This window comes from Salinimicrobium terrae DSM 17865 (genome assembly GCF_000424665.1).
Classification (GTDB): Bacteria; Bacteroidota; Bacteroidia; order Flavobacteriales; family Flavobacteriaceae; genus Salinimicrobium; species Salinimicrobium terrae.
Genome location: NZ_AUKI01000011.1, coordinates 107,664 through 128,564 on the forward strand (window position 1 = coordinate 107,664; position 20,901 = coordinate 128,564).

Consider the following 20,901-nt stretch of genomic DNA (forward strand, 5'->3'; position numbering starts at 1 on the left):
TTTGATATTTTAAACGGTTACCGGCACACTTGGCTCCACCTTTACAGGATTTCCTTTGACGAGGATCTCCAGCGGATTATTCCCCTCCAACGTAAAGCTGGTCTTTTCGGGTGCCACATTTATTTTAAGGATCTGGTCTCTAAAGTTGACTTTGAATGAGTAGCTATCCCAACCTTCAGGAATTCGGGGATTGAAAGACAGTTTCCCCTCAACCATACGCATACCTCCAAATCCTTCTACTATGCTCATCCAGGTCCCCGCCATACTGGTTATATGGCAACCTTCTTTTACTTCATTATTGTAATCATCGAGATCAAGCCGTGAGGTTCTCAAATAGAACTGGTATGCCTGCTCCATTTTTCCCAATGCCGCAGCCAGGATACTGTGAACACAGGGCGAAAGTGAAGATTCATGTACTGTTAAGGGTTCATAGAAGTTAAAATGTTTTTCCAGATCTTCTTTTGAGAAATGGTCCTCAAAGAAATAGAATCCCTGCAAGACATCGGCCTGTTTAATGTAACAGGAGCGTAAAATACGATCCCAGCTCCACTTTTGGTTAATAGGACGTTGGGAAGCAGGTAATTCTGAAACAGGGATAATCTCCTTATCAAGGAAATTATCCTGCTGCATAAACACTTTATATTCTTCGGAATACGGGAAATACATTTTCTCTGAAACTTCCTTCCATCTGGAAATCTCCTCGTCCCGCAGATCTGTTTTTTTCATGATCCTGGTAAAATCTGAATTAAATTCACTTTCTACCTTATTCATTGAAGCCAAACAATAATCAATACACCATTTTGCTATATAATTAGTGTACCAGTTATTGTTGACATTGTTCTCGTATTCATTGGGCCCTGTTACGCCAAGGATGACGTATTTATCTTTTGGTGTGCTGTAGTTGGCCCGCTGTTGCCAAAAACGTGCAATGGCGATCATCACCTCCAGACCTTTTTCAGGGATGTAACTAAAGTCGCCGGTATAATCAACGTATCTTTTAATAGCCACCACCATAGCTCCATTCCGGTGGATCTCTTCAAAAGTGATTTCCCACTCGTTGTGACACTCTTCGCCGGTCATGGTCACCATTGGATAAAGTGCCGCTCCATTGGAAAAGCCTAATTTTTTGGCATTTTCAATAGCTTTCTCGAGATGATTATATCTATAGGTAAGCAGGTTCCTTGCTACAGACTGATTTTTGGTAGCCATGTAAAAAGGAATGCAATATGCTTCTGTGTCCCAATAGGTGCTACCTCCATATTTTTCTCCGGTAAATCCTTTGGGACCAATATTTAATCTGGCATCCTCCCCTAAATAGGTTTGGTTTAAATGAAAGATATTAAACCTGATACCCTGCTGCGCCTTCACATCCCCCTGTATGCTAATATCGGCCATTTCCCAGACCGATGCCCATGCTTCTTTTTGTTCCTGAAAAAGAACTTCAAATCCTGCTACAAAAGCTCCTTCGAGAACAGATCGGGCAGCTTTGACAAGTTCCTGTCTCTCGTGATTCATATCGGTAACATAACCACCGAATTTCTGAATAGCCACTTTTTCCCCCTTTTTAGCCTGTGCAGTATATCTAAAGATTATTTTTTCGTCAAAAATAACTTTTGTAGGTTCGACCTTCACTTCCTTCCGATCTTTTAATATTCTAGATTGCATAAAAGTGGTGGCATGAAATTCAGTCTTCAGGGTTTTAGCTGTTATGAAACCCTGGTTACCTTCATTTTTCACTTCCAATGTCTTCCAGAATTTCTCTTCCCAGTTTGCGTCTTCATTTGTTATGCCGCTATCCAGATAAGGTTCAAAAATGACAGTTGCATCGTCATTTTTTACCTCAACTTCATAATTGATCACTCCAAGTTCATTTCTTTTTATAGAAAGGAATCTTATTACTTTAACCGCTACCTCGAGTTCATTGGGCATAATGGCTGTAAAACTTCGCTCGTACCAGCCCTCTTTCATATTGAGTTCCCTGCGGAAATCCCTGACTTCTTTACAGGTGTTAAGATCTAAAGCTTCCCCATTAATGAAAACATTGATTCCAATCCAGTTTGGTGCATTGAGAACTTTAGCAAAATACTCCGGATACCCATTTTTCCACCAGCCAACTTTGGTTTTATCTGGATAGTAAACTCCTGCTATGTAACTTCCCTGGAACGTACTCCCAGAATAATTTTCTTCAAAGTTTGCCCGCTGCCCCATCGCTCCATTTCCAAGGCTGAATAAACTTTCGGAAGCCTCTACTCTCTCCGCATCAAATCCTTCTTCGAGAATTGACCAATTGTCGGGTATTATATAATCCTGATTCATTTCTTTATTTTCTTACAATTTTCTGTACAAATTCTATATTTATTTCGGTGAAATCGGCAAAATTGTAATCTGCGTCTTTCAAAATATTTTTATCTCCTATTCCTATACTGATCATTCCCGCCCTGTTTGCCGCTTCGACCCCTGCAACAGAATCTTCGAAAACTATACAGTCTTCGGATGCTATTCCAAGTTTTTCTGCTGCAATGAGAAAGACTTCAGGATTGGGTTTAGCCTTAGTCACGTCATTACCATCTACAATTCCCTTGAACCTGGTTTCTATCTTTAAACCTTTCAGTATTGGCCTGGCATTTCTACTTGCAGAGCCAAGGGCAAAAGAAATGTCATTTTTCGTTAAATAATCCAGCACTTTCTTTACTCCCGGTAGAAGGTCTGAATCATCCATGTGGGCGATCCTTGCCAGGTAATCCTCATTCTTGGAGGCCATAAGGCGCTCAAATTCCTCTTCGGTCACCGTTTTATTCCCCCATCCTAAAATTTGCTGAAGAGAATGTACCCGACTTACTCCTTTTAATTGTTCGTTTTGCTCAAGCGTTATATCAAATCCCAGATCATTAGCCATTTTTCTCCACGCCAAATAATGAAATTTGGCTGTGTCGACTATTACTCCATCCAGGTCGAATATTATTCCTTTTGTATTATTCATTTATATCCAGTCTTTTATTAGTCCTAACCCGCAGAGTCAATAATCCTGCAAGGATCATAGCAAATCCTCCAACAACTATTGCATATACAGGTTCGTTTGAAAAAAATTCTTTTACTATATACCCTAAAATCGTCGCGGCTACTATTTGTGGTATTACAATGAAAAAATTGAAGACCCCCATATAGTATCCCATTTTAGAGGATGGAAGAGAACCAGACAACATTGCATAAGGAAGGGATAGAATGCTTGCCCATGCAACTCCAACACCTACCATTGATAGTAATAGTCCTGCTTTACTCGAAAGAAAATAAATGGATATAAGACTAATTCCTCCAATGACCAGTGCAAGCAGGTGAGTAATCTTGTTACTGGTTCGTTTTGCCAGTACCGGCAAAAGGAAAGCCACTGCAGCAGCTACGCCATTGTAGACGGTAAACATTACCGGCACCCAGTCGGCTGCATCATTATAAAGTTCAGAAGTAGTATCTGAAGTTCCAAAAACATGTCCGGTAACAGCAGCTGTAGTATAGATCCAAAGGGAAAAAAGCGCAAACCATGAAAAGAACTGCACCCATGCCAGTTGCTTCATAGTGTCGGGCATGTTAAGCATATCGGTCACAATCACAGTAAATCCATTTCTAATTTTCTGTTTTCTCAGCATCGAAGTAACCATAAAAAGAACCCCAACAACCATAAGTCCAATAAACAGAATATATAATTCCTGGGTTAGTTCATTGCTATACACATACCAGGTTACTGCAGCACCAACTGCAAACATTCCAAGCCCATAGTAAAGTTGCTTCTGAATATTTCTTTGGCGCTGTTCGGCAGTTTCCTCCACCGGAGCAATTTTTTTATCAGCTTTTTCAAAGGCCGCCAGTTCTTCAGGTGAATATTCTCTTGATTTAAATACCGTCCATAAAACGGCAAGAAAGAAAACAACACCACCTACGTAAAAAGACCATTTCACAGAATCTGGGATCACCCCTTCCGGAGCAGTATTGCTTATTCCGAGCCAATTTGAGAAAATGTAAGGCAAAAGAGATCCCACTACAGCTCCAATCCCAATAAAGAAACTCTGCATGGCGAAGCCCAAAGTTCTTTGTTTGGCTGGTAAATTATCCCCAACAAATGCCCGGAACGGTTCCATGGAAATATTTATTGAAGCATCCATTATCCAAAGCGTACCTGCTGCGATCCACAGGGTTGGTGAATTTGGCATTATAAATAAAGCGATAGAAGAAAGGATGGCACCTATTAAAAAATAAGGGCGACGCCTACCTAGACGGGTCCATGTACGGTCACTAAAATAGCCAATAACTGGTTGGACAACAAGGCCTGTAACAGGCGCAGCGATCCACAGAATGGGAATTTGATCCACATCTGCCCCAAGGGTTTCAAAAATTCGTGAAGTGTTGGCGTTTTGCAGAGCAAAACCAAATTGTATTCCTAGAAATCCAAAACTCATGTTCCAGATCTCCCAAAAACTCAGGGTACGTTTTTGCATTATCGTATTAATTAGATTACGATAAGCTTTTTAGACTTATCAAAACTTTAAAAGGGAAGTAGAAATATAAGTTTTGATAAAAATCCTGTCAAAGATAGAAAATAATTTTAAACGGAAGATATTTTTCTCTTTTGCGTTGATTCCCGTTCAATCAAGCTGGTTTTCACTATGACTGTCTGAAATTTCTCTTCTGTAGCAGCGTTTTCGATTCTATCTAAAAGTAAATCAGCAGCTTTAGCCCCCATGTCAGCCCCGTGCTGATTCACGGTACTTAGGCTGGGAATGAACCGTCGGGAAAGTTCCCCGTCAGAAAAGCTAAATACAAGGACGTCTTCGGGAACAAATAATCCTTTATTCAGCAAAGCTTTTACGGCACTGGTGGCAAATTGCTCGTTTACAGCAAAAACTCCGTCGACATCTTTCCCTTCAAGAAATTGAGCAATTTCTTCGTTGCTGTTATCTACATCTTCAATTTTCAGAATAAGTTCTTCCTCTACCTTCACATCATTATTCCTAAGCGCGCTTAAATATCCTTCGGTTCTCAGTTTTCCTACACTTATGTAGTCAACAGTGGTAATAATTGCTATTCTGCGGCAGCCGTTGTCTATAAGGTGTTGGACTGCATCCCGGGCACCATCACTGTCATCTATAATTACCTTGTCACAAATTATATCGTTGACTACCCTATCCACCATTACCACTGGCATCCCCTGGCTAATAACTTCTTCCAGGTGGTGATAGTCCGCTTTTTGCTGGGTTTCTTTGGCTACAGAAAGAATAAATCCGTCTATACTGCCATTAGCCAGCATCTCCATGTTCATTACTTCTCTGTCAAATGAATTGTTTGATAAACAGATGAGAACATTATACCCTCGTTTGTTAGCCACTTCTTCCACTCCACTAATTACAGTAGCGAAAAAATCATGAACGATCTCAGGCAGGACCAGACCAATGGTTCTTGTTCTCCGGTTCTTAAGGCTTAAAGCAATATTGTTGGGTTTGTAATTATAGAGTTTGGCAAAAGCCTGAATTTTTTGTCGGGTATCGTCACTAATTTCGGGGCTATCGCGTAAGGCTTTTGAAACTGTTGAGACAGATACATCAAGTTCACGTGCAATTTGCTTAAGGGTAAGTTTTGGTTTCATTAGTCAAAGATCAAAAATTGCAGACCATTTTAATAAGGCAAATCTATATTATTTCACTGTTAAATTATGATTATGATAAAGTTGTCAACACGAAAACGTTTTCGGGCGGTTTCGAACAGAATTTAATACCTGAAGATCTTTTAGGATTGACTAATTTCGAGCGGGAAAGTAGAAATATAAGGTTAAACCAAGTTAAACCAAAAAGCAAATTTATGAGAACATTTATTAAAAGCACATTGCTCATTTTATTGATGCCAATGAGCTTTTTTGCTCAATCTACTGTTAGCGGTATTGTCACCGAAAGGGATACTGGAATCCCTATTCCGGGTGCTAACATAGTAATTAAAGGTACCACAACCGGTACCACAACAAATTTCGACGGAGAATATACCCTTGAAGGAGTTAATCTTGATGATGTGATCGTAGTGTCATATATAGGATTTGAATCCCAGGAAATTCCCTATACCGGCCAAGAGACCATAAACGTTCGACTCGCTCCCGATACAGCTTTACTTGAAGAAGTAGTCTTAATTGGATACGGTTCAACAAGAAGACAGGATGCTACTGGTGCAGTGGAACAAATTTCTACTGAAGAATTCAACCAGGGCGCAATTGTTTCTCCTGAACAACTCATTGCAGGTAAATCTGCTGGGGTACGTATTACGAGTTCCGATGGAGCTCCTGGTGGCGGAGGAGAAATAAGGATTCGTGGAGGATCTTCCCTGTCGGCCAATAACTCTCCCTTAATCGTTGTCGATGGAATACCATTAGATCAGCGTGGGGTTCAAGGGGTAAGAAATCAATTAAACGCTATTAACCCGAATGAAATTGAGGATTTTGTAATTTTAAAAGATGCTTCTGCAACGGCCATTTATGGATCAAGAGCATCTAACGGGGTTATTCTTATTACCACTAAAAAAGGTAAAAAAGATGCAGCTTTAAAATTTCAGTATAACCTGAAAACATCTGTTGGAATAGTTTCAGATTATGTAGATGTTCTTGATGCAAATCAATTCAGAGATTTAGTTGAAAGCGTACCCGGGACAGATCTTGATCTTTTAGGAGACACAAATACGAACTGGCAGAAGGAAATTTATCAAACTTCAGTCGGTGCTATTCACAACTTCACAGTAACACAGGGATTTGAGAATATTTACTACCGGGTAAACTTAAACCACACTGCGCAAACCGGTGTTTTATTAACAGATTATTACGAAAGAAATGCTATTAATCTCGCTTTAAACGGTGATTTTCTTGATAATGATCTAAAACTCACCCTTACAGCTAAAGGAAGTATTGACGAAAACGAATTCGCAGATAATGCTGCAATAGGCGCCGCAGTAAGTTTTGATCCTACACAGCCGGTTTATGATCCCACCAGCCCGTTTGGAGGTTATTTTGAATTTAGAAATGCCAATGATGAAGCTTTACAACAAGCAACCCGGAACCCCGTAGCACTTTTAGAGCAACCTGATGATCATGGAGAAACAAAAAGGATTATTTCAAACTTCAATGTCGACTATCGGCTTCCATTTATTGATGATTTGAGATTTAACCTTAATGCAGGTATTGATTATGCCGAGAATGAAGGAAATATTTTTCGTCCTTTAACTTCTGCCACAGTACTTGAGACCATTCCATATCAGGAAAACTATTGGGGGATTAACAGGAACACCCTTCTTGACTTTTACTTTAATTACAAGCCTTACGTCGAAGCAATTAATACTAATTTTGACTTTGTTGCAGGACATTCCTATCAGGAATTCTATGTTTCAAGCCAACAAAGATATACAGATCAAGATGTGGAAGGATTCTGGTTTACCAATCCTCAGATCATCAATAGGAATGCTTTGGAATCCTATTTCGCTCGTGCCAGTTTTGACATAGATGACAGATTCCTTATTTCTGGAAGTTACAGAATGGATGGTTCTTCAAGATTTAGCGAAGAGAACCGCTGGAGTTATTTCCCGGCCGTTTCTGTAGGTTGGAAGATCGACCAGGAAAGCTTTTTTGAGAATTTAGAAACTCTTTCTGAATTGAAACTTCGCGCGGGTTATGGAGTCACAGGAAACCAGGAAATTGGTTCTAATTATGGTTATCTTGGAATCTATACTCCGAGTACTGTAGGTGCCAGATATCAGTTCGGTGACACCTTCTATCCTACCCTAAGGCCTGAGGAGTATGACCGGGATCTACAATGGGAAGAACTTGAAACTTATAACGTGGGGGTTGATTTTGGTTTCTTTAACGACCGTTTAAGCGGAAGTGTGGACGCCTACTACAGAACAACCGAAAACCTTTTAGCCGTTGTTCCGGTACCTGCAGGTGCCAATTTATCAGATCAACTTGTTACAAACGTGGGAGAAACTGTAAGTAAAGGTATTGAGGTTGGATTAAATGCCGGACTTGTTCAAACAGACAATCTTAACTGGGATTTGAACTATAACCTTACTTTTCAGGATCTTGAAATTACAGCACTATCTCTAGGAGAGAACCCAAACTTTTTTATTCCCCAGGGAGGTATCAGCGGAGGTGTAGGAAACACTATCCAGCTTTGGAAAACAGGAATCGATCCTTCAACCTTCTTCGTATACCGTCAGGTTTATGATCAGGAAGGCGAACCCGTTGAAGGAGCTTATGTGGATGTAAATGACGACAACGTGATTACAGAGATCGACAGACAACCTTATAAAAAAGCGTCTCCCGATGTGTTTATGGGTCTTACAAATACCCTCACGTATAAGGATTTTGACTTTAGTTTTACCTTCCGCGGAAGCTTTGGCGGATATATGTACAATAACGCCCAATCCAGTACAGGATTTAGAACTGCAGGAACTATTACTCCTCAGCCTTACTATTCCAACTATAACGTGAACGTTCTGGAAACCGAATTCAATGATAGTCAGTTCTTCTCAGATTATTACGTGCAAAGCGCAGACTTTGTGAAGCTTGATAACATTTCTGCTGGATATCTGGTTGCAGGAGATAAAGTAGATTTTAGAGCCTCTTTTACTGTGAGCAATGTTCTTACCATAACAGATTATGAAGGTTTAGATCCTGAAATTTCAGGCGGGATAGACAATAATTTCTATCCAAGGCCGAGAATTTACGTTTTAGGATTTAACCTTACTTTTTAGAAACAAAAACTAAATGAAGATGTATAGTAAATTAAAATCATTATTTATCCTTTTCCTAAGCCTGGGGGTTTTGAGCTCCTGTGAAAGTGAATTGGATTTACAGCCGGAGGATAACAGGCAGGTTCCTGCCGAGCTTTTGACAGATGTGGAAGGTTATAAACAATTTCTGGCGAAATTATATGCAGGTCTTGCAGTAAGCGGTCAGGAAGGACCGGCCGGAGATCCCGATCTCGTTGGTCTTGATGAAGGTTTCTCGCAGTACATGCGCCTTTACTGGATGCTACAGGAATTACCGACAGATGAAGCGGTGATAGGCTGGAATGACGCAGGTTTGCCCGAACTTGTTACTCAAAACTGGACTTCAGGAAACCCCTTTATTAGGACTATGTATTCCAGGATTTTATACCAGGTGGCATTGACCAATGAGTTCATCCGGCAGTCAGGCGAAGGTAATCTTGAGGCCAATGGTATAGATGAATCTGAAAGAGATGAAATCCTTCAGTTCCGAGCTGAAGCCAGGTTCCTTAGAGCTTTGAGCTATTACCATGCTTTAGACCTCTATGGAAACCCTCCTTTCATTACAGAGGAAGACCCTGTTGGAGCCTTTTTACCCGAACAAATTCAAAGAGCAGAACTTTTTGCTTATATCGAAAGTGAATTGCTTGCAATCGAAAATGAGGTTGCACCGGCAAGACAAAATGAATATGGGCGTGTAGATCAGGGTGCAGTTTGGACCTTATTGTCTAAACTTTATTTAAATGCCGAAGAGTATACGGGAACTGAGCGTTATTCAGATGTTATCACCTACACACAAAAGATTATTGGTGCCGGATATGAACTTGTAGATGATTATCAAAAATTATTCCTCGCTGACAACAATACAAACGGAGCACAGAACGAGATCATTTTCCCTATAGCTTTTGATGGAATTAATACAAATTCTTATGGAGGATTAACTTTCGTTATCCATGCTTCTATTGGAGGAGATATGGATCCCGAAGAATTCGGAGTTAACTCAGGATGGGCCGGACTCAGGACTACTCCTGAATTTGTAGATCTTTTTCCTGATGGGGCAGACTCCAGAGACGAACGGGAAATGTTCTACACAGAAGGTCAAAACCTCGAGATCAATGACCTTACTGCCTTTACAGATGGTTATGCTGTAGGAAAATACAAAAATGTTGATGTTGATGGAAACCAGGGAAGTGATTCTACGGGAGAACATGTTGACACAGACTTTCCCCTATTTAGATTGGGTGATGTTTACCTAATGTATGCAGAAGCCGTTTTACGTGGTGGAGGCGGAAGTATGGATCAGGCATTGATTTACGTAAATGAGTTAAGAGAAAGAGCATATGAGGAAAATGTCAATCTTGTTCCTGCAGATGAGTTCAACCTTGATCTTATCCTGGCTGAAAGAGGCCGGGAATTATACTGGGAGGCCCATCGCAGAACAGATTTAATTCGTTTTGACCAGTTTTCCACAAATGGAACCTGGGCATGGAAAGGAAATACACCCAGGGGAGCTACCACTGCAGCATTTAGGAACCTTTACCCTATTCCAGCTTCAGACCTTGGGGTCAACACCAACTTAACACAAAATCCAGGATACTAATTATAAATAAAGAAAAATGAAAAAAATTTCAACATTAATAATAGCTTTAATAGCTCTCACAGGCTTTAATGCATGTAGTTCAGACGATGATGTGGTTTTCATCGCACAACCGGATCCAGAGGGAATTTCTTTTGAAAATACTTTCTCTTCAGAATATGTTTTAACTACCTCTACCGCAGAAAATACTGTCGAAAGATTTGTTTGGAATGAAATAGATCTTGAGGTTCCTACAAACATAAACTATGACGTTTTAGGTTCCACATCCCAGGATATGACAGACCCTGTTTTATTAGGAAGCACTGCAGGAACAAATCTAGCTGTCAAAGTGCAACAATTATTAAATCTTGCTGAAGATGCTGGATTAGATAATGATCCTGCCACCGAGGCTCCTAATACAGGAACATTTTATGTCCAGGTGGTAGCCACTGCCGGTACTGCCGGTGAAATGGTTCATGCATCTGAAATACAACCAATAAATGTAGTTATTCCTGAAACAACAGGGGAAGAGGAAGAAACCTTTACTAATTTCTTTCTTGTAGGAGATGTTACTGCTGCCGGTTGGGAACCGGATAATAACAACACTCCACTTTTTAGAGATGGAGAAAATGAAAACCTGTTCCACTTTACTGGAAGATTCAATGGAAGTGGTGAGTCAGAAGGTTTCAAACTTCTTGAAACACTAGGTGCATGGCAGCCACAATGGGGGCTTGACAATGGCAACCTTAGCAACAGTACTATTCTTGGTGGAGATCCATCTGCTTTCCCTGTTGATGCTAACGGTTACTATAGCTTTACCATGAATATTGATGATATGACCTACTCTTTTGAACCCTATGACGCTTCTGGAGCTGTTACTTATGATGCTATTGGAATTGTTGGTCCAGCTCAGGCAGGAGGATGGGACGCAGATACGGATTTGACACAATCTGAATTTGATCCACATATCTGGTTTGCAAATGACGTAGAGCTTTCAGATGGAGAAATGAAGTTCCGTGCAAATGATGCCTGGACAGCAAGTTGGGGAGATACAACTTTCCCAAGTGGACAAGGTGCAAATAGTGATGACCCAAATATCGTTGCAGAAGGTGGAATATATGATGTCTGGTTTAACGATATAACAGGTCGTTATATACTGATCCCTCAGGCCGAAGAATAAAATTAACCCTTCTAAAATGGCTGCTTTACGGCAGCCATTTTAGAAAATTTAATAATATGAAAAATAGCAATTTATTTTATCCCTTTTTTGTTAGTCTACTCCTTCTTGCAGGATGTTCGACAAACGATGATACGGTGGATACAGACCAGGAGAGTGAAACGGTAGACCCACCTCCTGTAGAGGCACAACCAATCAATCTTGCCGATTATGACAATGGTTCCGGAGTTATGATGCAGGCATTTTATTGGGATGTGGAACCTGTAGGAGAATGGTGGGATTTATTGGCAGAAAAAGTTGATGATTGGGCAGATACGGGTGTGAACCGGATATGGTTACCGGTTGCTACAAAAGGTCAATCTGGTGCAGGAGGCATGGGGTATGATATATCCGATTATTTTGATTTTGGCGAATTTAACCAGCATGGAAGTATTGAAACCAGGTTTGGTTCAAGGGAAGAACTTGAAAACCTAATCTCAAAAGCTCATGAAAATAATATTGAAGTGATCGCCGATATTGTGATTAATCATAATTCAGGTGGAGGCATTGAATGGAATCCTTATCGTGAGAAGTACACCTATACTGTCTTCAACAAGGAGCATGGTAATGCTTCAGGGAAATTCAATCGTGATTTTGAAAATTTTTATCCCAACAGCACTAGTCCAAATGATCCCGGTAGCCTTTTCTATGAAGAAACTAATCTGGACCACAATCAGGAATACGTTCAGGACTGGCTGTGGGCAGAGGATTATTCAGTTGCTAAGTACTACAAAAATGAAATAGGTTTTGACGGCTGGAGATTTGACTATGTATTGGGATATGAGCCATGGGTAGTAAAGGAATGGATGGGAGAAGTTGGTGGGTTTGCAGTGGCAGAATTGTGGGATGGAAATCCAGTTGTCCTAGAGAATTACATTGAAGAAACCGGCGTAGCAGTTTTTGATTTCGCCACCTTTTATAAACTTGATGAAGCTTTTGACAGAAATGATGATCTTACTTATTTAACCGGAGATATGGTTTGGAAAACCTACCCGGACAAAGCTGTTACCTTCACAGCAAATCACGATACTGAAAAAGATGAGAATGAAGATAATTTTATAGCCATGGAAAATAAAATGAAAGCTTATGCTTTTATTCTTACACATCCCGGTTACCCTACCATTTTCTACTCAGATTATGAAAACGAAGAGTTCAAAAGCCAGTTACAGCAGTTGATCCTAATCAATAATACAATTGCCACTGGAGACGTGGAAGTACTGTACGTAGATGAAGATGAGTACATTATGAAAAGAGCCCGAACTCCCTCCAATCCTGGTCTAATCCTTTATTTAAATACTAATGGTAATGCCAAAATAAAAGATAATATAGATACAGATTGGAACCTGTCCAGAATTATGGATTATACAGGCAATATTGAATACAGCCCTACTACAGATAAAGATGGGAATGTTTCTTTAAGAGCACCTGCCAATGGCTACGCGGTGTATTCCCTTATGAAATAAACTCTTCGGAAGTATTAAAAAGGCTGGTCTATTGACCGGCCTTTCTTTTTTTAAGATATGGGTTATTCCAGTCTTACCGAAATAATTCCAACTCCATGTTGTTCCTGTTGTTCGACTGAATTCAATCCGGGACCAATCGAAAATTGTAAACTCTCAGCATTTTCAATATTAAAAGGTTCCTGAACATTGTGTTTGAAATAAAGTGGTAAAAAAGTGGGGTATGGTCTTGGAAGTGTGACCGTCTGTACCGGCTCAAGGGAAGATAGATCGATCTCATATTCCTCTACTTCCGGCTGTAGTTCAATGATTTTACCAAAGGACCTGCCATTGTCCATCACAAGCGCCACCTGTATTTTGACCGGTTTTTCGTTCAGGGCCCGACCTTTGAGCACCAGCTTTTCTTTATTTTCCAGTACTCCTTCCCTACCCTCTACTCTCCTGTTAAAATTATATCTGAAGGAATAATCATAAACAGGCGCTGCATTTGTATTTTCCGGATCTACTTCAAATAGTTTCTTTACATCCACCTGAAACTCTGCTTCTCCCGGGTGCTCTGCCGGTACCACATTGTTTGTAGGCAGCCACTTTCTTACCACATCTTCTGTATCTTCTGAAGCATTGAAAAGATATACAGGAGCATCGGGCTCAACAATACGAACGGTGTACGGGTCATCGGGATCAAAGTCCCATTGCCCCGGATTACCTTCCTGCCCTCCCGGAAAGGTTCTTGTTCCCCCGGGAGTGGTGACGATTACACGGTACTCTAAAAAGCCGTTTTTAAGAAGCTCTTCCGGCACCACTGCAGTATACTGATATGCCTCTCCCTGCTGAAGGTCGACACTTTCATAGGTATTTCCATTTCTAAACCACGCCTGTACCTGCTCGACCAGCTCATTAGACACAACAGTAGCCGAAATCTCATGCTCCTGCCCCGCTGAGAGCGTTGGAACGGGTTCATGCACCAAATAAGTTCTATCCACGGTACTTTCAGGAGCTACAAAAGCTGAAAAATCTTCATCTGTCCAACCTCTGTAAGAAGAACTGATTTCTTTGCTCTCTTTGGAAAGTATATAAGTTCCCGGTTCCACCAAAAAACTCTGGTCAGATGACATTTTAGAAATATCATTCTCTTTGTTGATCCCAATGATCTCAAATTCTGTTTCAAGTTCAGGAAGATGCACTTCCATCTCCCACTTTCCGTGCTTAATTACCGTCAGAGTTTTTTCAAGACTATTATTTCCAAAGGGATTGTCAACCAGGATAGCATCTGGCATCACCTCCAGCCTCCACACCCCATTTTCCATCTTGTCCAAGAAGTATGCTCCCTTACCTTCGTATTTTATTACAGGAGAATTACTAAAGCCTGCTATTTGCTTCAGCTTTTTCAAGTTTTTCGGCTGACTTTCAGTAGAATTCGTATAGATAAATTTTTCAGCAGAATTCATTACGGCAAGATCCTTCTCATAGCTTATACTAAAATTTCCGAAGGTGAGATTTGCAGGATATCCTCCCAAATCTTGCTCCATTGGCAGCTCATGAAAAATCTCTCCGCTTATCATTAGAGCTAAGGCTTTTTGCGGCGTGTATACCAGGTTCATATAATGGGTATCATATTCTGTATTACCCGCGGCCATGTAAGTGGGATCATAAGCGAAATGAGTTCCTATTTGAATTCCTGCCTGCCGGAAACTTCGTGCCATGGCGGGATACATGTAAGACTTCATTACATCGGCTGCATCAAATTCATAAACAAGCTTTGCCAGCCCGTGTTTCTCCCACACATCATCAAAAGGAATTTGGTAATTGTTCACATTTGGAAGAAGGTTTCCTTCAAGTTCCTTTCCAAATCCGAGACCTGTAGGGTACCATTGGAATGTCCCTCCATCAATCCCCGCTTCAGCGTAAGTTTCTGCAAGTTGTATGCTATGAGTAACATTATAAAAGATAGGCTTTTTGGTGCCGGTAGATCTCATAGACGTGAGCATTCGTTCGATGAACTCCTTCACCTTTTCCGGGCTCTCCCGGTGGTGCGGTTCATTGCTCACTTCAAAAGCTATTACATTCGGCTCATCCTTGTAAGCAATTCCTGTGTACGGGTTGACATGCTCAAGGAATTGAGCCAAATAATTTTCCTGGGCCTTAATTGCATCAGGATTAGTGAGACTGCCTTCTTTTCCATATTTATGAGAAAATCCGGGGGTCTCGGTATCAGGTTCCGGCCATCCACCTCCCCAATAAGCTATTGGTGTTAGCACAAAATTAATTCCCCGGTTCTTAAGTTCGTTGATAAGAAAATCAAAATGATCAAGACGTTCATTCTTAAGAAGATTTCCCTCCTCATCACTTATTTCGGTATCCCAAATATGAATGCGATAAAGATCAAAACCCAGTCTGGAAAAATGATACACATCATCCCGCATGGCTTCTTTAAGATCTACTCCAAGTTTTTGTCCCGTGCGATAAGCATGGGCAAATGGCACAGAATAATTCACTCCAAAACCTTTTACCTCCTCATTGTTCCGATCCCAGCGCATTACACCGCTTTCATCCACATAAACATTTCCTTTTTTTTCATTTTTGACATCCTGTGAAAAGCTAATGTTACTGGTGAGGACAAGGACGGCCAGAATGAAGACGTAATTAATATTATTTTTCATGTTATTTTGTTTCACTGTAGATTTTTTCTGCGGAAAATATTTTCGCCAAGAATTTTTCCCTGACTTTGATCATTCACTAAAATAGGTTCTATCTATTAATGACGGAAAACTTCTACATTTTGTAGCCGGTTTCTGTAATTGCGCAGACCTCTCAAAAAACTTCGAAATCATTACCTTTCTCTACAAGTTTTTTATACCGTTTTTGGTCGAACATATAGAAAAAAGCACCTCTTTTTGAGCCGGATTTATCCTTCTCATCAAGTTTTACAAGAACATTATGGGAGAAGACCTTTTTGCGAAAATTTCGGGTATCCAGTTCCTTTTGAAAAATGGCTTCGTAAACACTTTGAAGTTGGGGAATAGTAAATTTCTCAGGCAGTAGTTCAAAGCCTAAAGGTTGATAGCGTGCTTTTTGCTTCAACTTTTCAAGGGCATCTTCCACCATTTGCTCATGGTCCAGCACTAATGATGGCAACTCTTTTACATCATGCCATACTGCGCCATGATGTTCTACCAGCTCTTTGTCATAATCCTTGAGCCGTATTAAAGCATATTGTCCAACCGAAATACACCTGTAGCCGGGATCTCGATTTGCCGCACCATATACTTTAAGCTCTTCCATAAACACATTTTTGAGACCTGTGATCTCCTCCAGGACTCTCTCGGCAGCAGCCGAAACATCCTCGTCGAGCTTTACGAAGCTTCCTATAAGTGACCATTCTCCTTCCAAAGGGGCCACCCTTCTCTTAAAAAGAAGCAGTTTTAAATTTCCCGAGTCAAATCCAAAAATTATGCAATCTGTAGCCACATACATTTTTTCGCTCTGCTCATAGAAATCCCCGGTGACAGCAGGCAATTCCTCTTTTTCTTTGTACATTGATAGTGGTGTTACTATATACAAAAAAACCATTTTTTTTCGGGATAAAAAATTAATGTACGATATACATTTATTAACTTTGAAGAACTAAATTCAGGATCGTGAAAAGAACTATGGAGAATACCATACCCGAAAAATTCAGAGATTTTAAAAGTAAATTTACTGTCTACGCCCCCGGTAGGATCAATCTCATTGGAGAACACACAGATTATAACAATGGATTTGTTTTACCAACGGCCATAGATAAAACCATTAAATTGCAATTCGCATCCAATTCCACCCCCTACTCCTGTAATATTTACAGTAAAACCTATGGCAAAAGCTTCAGCTTTGATCTTCGGAAGATATCCAGGAGGGAAGAACAATGGGAAAATTACATTTTAGGAGTGGTAAACGAAATTCAAAAGCGAGGAAAATATCCCGAAGGTTTTGATTGTATTATAGAAAGTGATCTTCCGGTTGGAGCCGGTATAAGTTCTTCGGCTGCATTGGAAAGTGGAATTGCCTTTGGCCTCAATGAGCTTTTCGATCTTGATCTTTCCCGCCAGACTATCGCCGAGCTATCCCGGGATGCAGAACATAACTATGTGGGTACTAAATGCGGGATCATGGATCAATACGCATCGGTTCTAAGTAAGGAGGGGCATCTTATTTTACTCGATTGCCGCAGCCTTGAAGCCACGTATATACCTGCTAATTTTAAACATCATAAGCTCCTTCTTTTAAATACAATGGTATCACATAGCCTCGCTACAAGTGAGTACAACACCCGAAGGAAGGAATGTGAAGAAGCTGTTAATCATATAAATCAACGGTATCCCGAAGTAAGATCTCTACGGGATATAAATCTCAAGCGCCTGGTCGAATTTCGGGATTCTCTTCCGGAAGTCCTGTACAAAAGGGCTCATTTCGTTATTTCAGAAAATGATCGCGTTCTTAAAGCGGTAGAAGCTATAAGGCGGGAAGATCTTGGACAGTTTGGGCTACTTATGTATGATTCACATAAAGGGCTTAGAGACAATTATGAGGTTAGTTGTAAAGAGCTGGATTTCCTTGTGGATCTCACCACAGATTATGAGCCTGTCAAGGGCGCCAGGATGATGGGCGGTGGATTTGGCGGCTGTACCATTAATCTTATTGAAGAGAATGCGGTCGAGGATTTTATCAAAATTGCTTCGGAAGCTTATCAAAAAGAGTTCAATGTTAAACCTGAAGCAATAGTCGTTTCACCTGAAAAGGGTACACACCTTCGTAAATAAAAATTATGTCTGAAGATTTCAATACGCACCCTCATAGAAGATACAATATTCTAACAGGAGAATGGATTCTGGTATCTCCTCACCGAACAAAAAGGCCCTGGCAGGGAAAGCTCGAAAAGGTGGCGGGAGAAGAGCGTCCTTCGTATGATGCCGATTGTTTTTTATGTCCGGGAAACACAAGAGCCAGTGGCGATAAAAATCCCGAATATAAAGATCCCTACACCTTTCAGAATGATTTTTCCGCTTTGTTGCCCGAAGGTCCTAAGGGGGAATTTAAAGAGGGTTTATTACAGGCAAGTTCAGAAACCGGGATCTGCAGGGTAGTCTGCTTTTCACCCGACCACTCCCTTACTTTACCTGTAATGAGCACCGGTGATATTGTAAAGGTTGTCCAGAAATGGAAAGAAGAATATACAGACCTTGCCAGTCGGGAAGACATAAACTATGTCATGATCTTTGAAAATAAAGGTGATATGATGGGGTGCAGTAATCCACATCCTCACGGACAGATCTGGTCTCAATTATCAGTTCCGGTTGAGGTACAAAAAAAGACGGAGCATCAGAAAAGTTACTGGAATCGTAACAAAAAAAGCCTGTTAGGAGATTATCTGAAACAGGAACTGGAATCTAAGGAGAGGATCGTTTTACAAAATGACCATTTTGTAGCACTTGTTCCCTATTGGGCAATTTGGCCTTATGAAACTATGATCATCCCTAGACGTCAAATGCAACATATAGGACAACTTACCGTGGAGGAAGAAAATGCATATGCCAAAATTTTAAAGCAGCTCACCATTAGGTATGATAACCTTTTTCAAACTTCATTTCCCTATTCCTCCGGGATTCATCAACAACCAACCAATGGACAGGAATACCCGGAATGGCATTTCCATATGTCATTTTATCCACCTCTACTAAGGTCTAAAACCGTGAAAAAATTTATGGTAGGCTATGAACTCTTCGCCGGACCACAACGGGACATCACAGCCGAACAGGCTGCTGAAACCCTTCGGGAGTTACCTGATGTTCATTACTTGCACAATGATCAATAAACATTTAAAAAGTTGATGTGCCCAGAGGTTGCGGATTGCCAGTTCCGGGTTAAGAGTTCGGGGATTGAGTCTTTAGTTTGCCCGAATATGGTTACTTGCTAACAATGGTCAACTTCTACAGAAGTTTATTACCGATCTGCTCTCCTTTAACTCATCACTGGTATTCCTTCCCTCTTTAGTCAATTCGACATTTTTGTCAAAAGTCAAAATTTCAAACCTTGAACCTTGAATCTTGAATCTTGAACCTAGGAATTACCAGAAGATCGCATATAGCATTGCAACGATCAACATGATCACGAAAGCTCCAATATTAAAGGCAGGGCCAGTTTTAAACAGGTCTTTAGAAATTATTATTGCCTTTGGATGATCTACCCCTCTGGTTTCGATATAGCTAATGACCACCATGATTAACATGGTAAGGATCCAGGTGATGAACATTTGGTGCATAAATGGTAGCTCGAGGAAGAAAGATCCATCTACCCAACCGTTCGTGCCCACCTTAAAGTAAAGGGCAATTGGAATGGAAGCTAAAACTCCCCAGATGGCCGCATTGTTGGTGGTCTTTTTCCAGAAAAGACCTAACATGAATACCGCCAGAATTCCCGGACTCACTACTCCTGTGTACTCCTGAATATACTGGAATACCTGCCCTAAATTTCGAAGTTGTGGTGCCAGTATCACCGCAATAATCAGCGCTATGGTAGCTGAAATCCGCCCGACATTTACAAGCCTCTTTTCTGAAGCTCCTTTTTGGATATAAGGTTTGTAGATATCCATGGTAAAAATAGTAGCCGTAGAATTAAGCATGGACGCTATAGAAGATACGATAGCGGCAGCCAATGCGGCCAATACGAGGCCTTTAAGCCCTACAGGCACAAACTCTCTTATAAGCCACGGGAAGGCATTATCATTGATGATCCTGCCGCCTTCGGCAATGAATGAAGGATCGGTATATTCAGGACCAAAAGCACCACCCGGACCTGTGTTCATTACATAAGCTATGATACCGGGAACAACTACGATCAACGGAATTAGAAGTTTAAGAAATCCAGCGAGAATTATCCCTTTTTGAGACTCCCTGAGACTTTTTGCTGCCAGGGTTCTTTGAATAATGTACTGGTTAAAACCCCAGTAGTAGAGATTTGCAACCCACATTCCTCCAAGCAATACCGCAAGCCCTGGCAGGTCCCACCAGGCATCTTTTCCGCCGGGAGTGATGATCTCCCCTTTCTCCAGGATCATTGAAAATTTCTCAGGAACCTCTTCATAAACCTTAATCATTCCCGAAATAATCCCCCCATCTTCAGCTACGTGAGAAAGACCTATGTAGGTGGTGATTAAACCACCAAGAATTAAAAGAACTACCTGTACCACATCTGTCCAGGCCACGGCAGCGAGTCCGCCATAGAGCGAGTATGCAGCGGCAAAAAGAGCAAGACCAATGATTGCATAAAGAAAAATCGATCCATCACCCGCACCTACAATGGTATCAATGGCTGTTGCCCCCAGGTAAAGAACCGAGGTAAGGTTTACAAATATGAAAAGTGCAATCCAAAAGATCGCCAGAATAGTTTTAAGATTTGTCCCGTAGCGTACTTCAATGAATTCAGGTATTGTATAGAGGCCTTTTTCAATAAAAATGGGAAGAAAATATTTCCCTACTATGATAAGCGTAATAGCCGCCATCCATTCGTAAGATGCAATTGCCAGCCCAATTGCAAAACCCGATCCCGACATTCCGATAAATTGTTCAGCAGAAATATTGGCTGCAATTAAGGAAGTTCCAATAGCCCACCAGGGGAGTGATTTACTGGCAAGAAAATAGTCTTCAGAAGTTTTACCCTTGCCTCGGGAAACATAGAGACCTATCCCAATGATCATCAAAGCATAGGCCGCAAAAATGATCTGATCCAAGAATGCAAATTCCATAAAGAGTGGTTAAGGAAGATTAATCTTCTCCTCAAGGTACCCGGGAATCTTAGGGCAACCTTCAGAAAATTTTGTTAAATATAGCAGT

13 protein-coding genes are annotated in these 20,901 nt (G+C 40.8%); 6 read left to right on the top strand and 7 right to left on the bottom strand.

Annotated features, from left to right (window positions below; translation table 11 throughout):
- Window positions 1-9: 9 nt before the first annotated feature.
- The 4 genes from H148_RS0103070 to H148_RS0103085 form a co-directional block, all read right to left on the bottom strand.
- Window positions 10-2,316 (bottom strand): glycoside hydrolase family 65 protein, encoded by a 2,307-nt coding sequence (locus tag H148_RS0103070; RefSeq protein ID WP_029033483.1) that lies wholly within the window; start codon window positions 2,314-2,316, stop codon window positions 10-12.
- A gap of 4 nt (window positions 2,317-2,320) precedes the next feature.
- A complete protein-coding gene (gene pgmB, locus H148_RS0103075; protein WP_029033484.1) occupies window positions 2,321-2,980 on the bottom strand; it encodes a beta-phosphoglucomutase in 660 nt (219 codons plus the stop codon).
- Entirely contained in the window at window positions 2,973-4,487 is a 1,515-nt protein-coding gene (locus H148_RS0103080; protein WP_029033485.1) for an MFS transporter, read from the bottom strand. The genes pgmB and H148_RS0103080 overlap by 8 nt, the downstream gene beginning before the upstream one ends.
- Before the next feature lie 107 nt (window positions 4,488-4,594).
- The gene (locus H148_RS0103085; RefSeq protein WP_029033486.1) at window positions 4,595-5,632 is read right to left on the bottom strand and encodes a LacI family DNA-binding transcriptional regulator; all 1,038 of its coding nucleotides are present in this window, start codon (window positions 5,630-5,632) and stop codon (window positions 4,595-4,597) included.
- Between the two features lie 212 nt (window positions 5,633-5,844).
- Between H148_RS0103085 and H148_RS0103090 the strand changes: the two genes are divergently transcribed.
- The 4 genes from H148_RS0103090 to H148_RS0103105 are packed head-to-tail and all read left to right on the top strand — an operon-like array spanning window position 5,845 to window position 13,039.
- A complete protein-coding gene (locus H148_RS0103090) occupies window positions 5,845-8,769 on the top strand; it encodes a SusC/RagA family TonB-linked outer membrane protein (RefSeq protein ID WP_029033487.1) in 2,925 nt (974 codons plus the stop codon).
- A 19-nt stretch (window positions 8,770-8,788) separates the two neighbouring features.
- Window positions 8,789-10,384, top strand: a complete 1,596-nt coding sequence (locus tag H148_RS0103095) for a RagB/SusD family nutrient uptake outer membrane protein (RefSeq protein WP_037324563.1) — start codon at window positions 8,789-8,791, stop codon at window positions 10,382-10,384.
- A 16-nt stretch (window positions 10,385-10,400) separates the two neighbouring features.
- Entirely contained in the window at window positions 10,401-11,540 is a 1,140-nt protein-coding gene (locus H148_RS0103100) for a SusE domain-containing protein (protein ID WP_029033489.1), read from the top strand.
- 56 nt (window positions 11,541-11,596) lie between these two features.
- The gene (locus tag H148_RS0103105; RefSeq protein ID WP_029033490.1) at window positions 11,597-13,039 is read left to right on the top strand and encodes an alpha-amylase; all 1,443 of its coding nucleotides are present in this window, start codon (window positions 11,597-11,599) and stop codon (window positions 13,037-13,039) included.
- 62 nt (window positions 13,040-13,101) lie between these two features.
- Here the strand turns inward: H148_RS0103105 and H148_RS0103110 are convergent, their stop codons facing one another.
- Complete coding sequence (locus tag H148_RS0103110; RefSeq protein WP_029033491.1) at window positions 13,102-15,696, bottom strand: cellulase family glycosylhydrolase; 2,595 nt, start codon at window positions 15,694-15,696, stop codon at window positions 13,102-13,104.
- Window positions 15,697-15,847: 151 nt separating this feature from the next.
- Window positions 15,848-16,573 (bottom strand): NUDIX hydrolase, encoded by a 726-nt coding sequence (locus H148_RS0103115; RefSeq protein WP_037324564.1) that lies wholly within the window; start codon window positions 16,571-16,573, stop codon window positions 15,848-15,850.
- Between the two features lie 101 nt (window positions 16,574-16,674).
- Here H148_RS0103115 and galK point away from each other — a divergent pair, with 101 nt between their 5' ends.
- Together galK and H148_RS0103125 are read left to right on the top strand one after the other, a co-directional pair.
- The gene (galK, locus tag H148_RS0103120) at window positions 16,675-17,832 is read left to right on the top strand and encodes a galactokinase (protein WP_342663234.1); all 1,158 of its coding nucleotides are present in this window, start codon (window positions 16,675-16,677) and stop codon (window positions 17,830-17,832) included.
- Between the two features lie 5 nt (window positions 17,833-17,837).
- Window positions 17,838-18,884, top strand: coding sequence for a UDP-glucose--hexose-1-phosphate uridylyltransferase (locus tag H148_RS0103125; RefSeq protein WP_037324565.1), 1,047 nt, complete (start codon window positions 17,838-17,840; stop codon window positions 18,882-18,884).
- Between the two features lie 252 nt (window positions 18,885-19,136).
- Here the strand turns inward: H148_RS0103125 and H148_RS0103130 are convergent, their stop codons facing one another.
- On the bottom strand, window positions 19,137-20,813 hold the full coding sequence (locus H148_RS0103130) for a sodium/sugar symporter (protein WP_029033495.1): 1,677 nt from the start codon (window positions 20,811-20,813) through the stop codon (window positions 19,137-19,139).
- Window positions 20,814-20,901 lie beyond the last annotated feature (88 nt).

What these genes read in the sequence shown, in the direction of transcription:
- H148_RS0103070 (WP_029033483.1), bottom strand. Translation starts at nt 2,316, where the DNA reads ATGAATCAGGATTATATAATACCCGACAATTGGTCAATTCTCGAAGAA.
- pgmB (WP_029033484.1), bottom strand. Translation starts at nt 2,980, where the DNA reads ATGAATAATACAAAAGGAATAATATTCGACCTGGATGGAGTAATAGTC.
- H148_RS0103080 (WP_029033485.1), bottom strand. Translation starts at nt 4,487, where the DNA reads ATGCAAAAACGTACCCTGAGTTTTTGGGAGATCTGGAACATGAGTTTT.
- H148_RS0103085 (WP_029033486.1), bottom strand. Translation starts at nt 5,632, where the DNA reads ATGAAACCAAAACTTACCCTTAAGCAAATTGCACGTGAACTTGATGTA.
- H148_RS0103090 (WP_029033487.1), top strand. Translation starts at nt 5,845, where the DNA reads ATGAGAACATTTATTAAAAGCACATTGCTCATTTTATTGATGCCAATG.
- H148_RS0103095 (WP_037324563.1), top strand. Translation starts at nt 8,789, where the DNA reads ATGTATAGTAAATTAAAATCATTATTTATCCTTTTCCTAAGCCTGGGG.
- H148_RS0103100 (WP_029033489.1), top strand. Translation starts at nt 10,401, where the DNA reads ATGAAAAAAATTTCAACATTAATAATAGCTTTAATAGCTCTCACAGGC.
- H148_RS0103105 (WP_029033490.1), top strand. Translation starts at nt 11,597, where the DNA reads ATGAAAAATAGCAATTTATTTTATCCCTTTTTTGTTAGTCTACTCCTT.
- H148_RS0103110 (WP_029033491.1), bottom strand. Translation starts at nt 15,696, where the DNA reads ATGAAAAATAATATTAATTACGTCTTCATTCTGGCCGTCCTTGTCCTC.
- H148_RS0103115 (WP_037324564.1), bottom strand. Translation starts at nt 16,573, where the DNA reads ATGTACAAAGAAAAAGAGGAATTGCCTGCTGTCACCGGGGATTTCTAT.
- H148_RS0103125 (WP_037324565.1), top strand. Translation starts at nt 17,838, where the DNA reads ATGTCTGAAGATTTCAATACGCACCCTCATAGAAGATACAATATTCTA.
- H148_RS0103130 (WP_029033495.1), bottom strand. Translation starts at nt 20,813, where the DNA reads ATGGAATTTGCATTCTTGGATCAGATCATTTTTGCGGCCTATGCTTTG.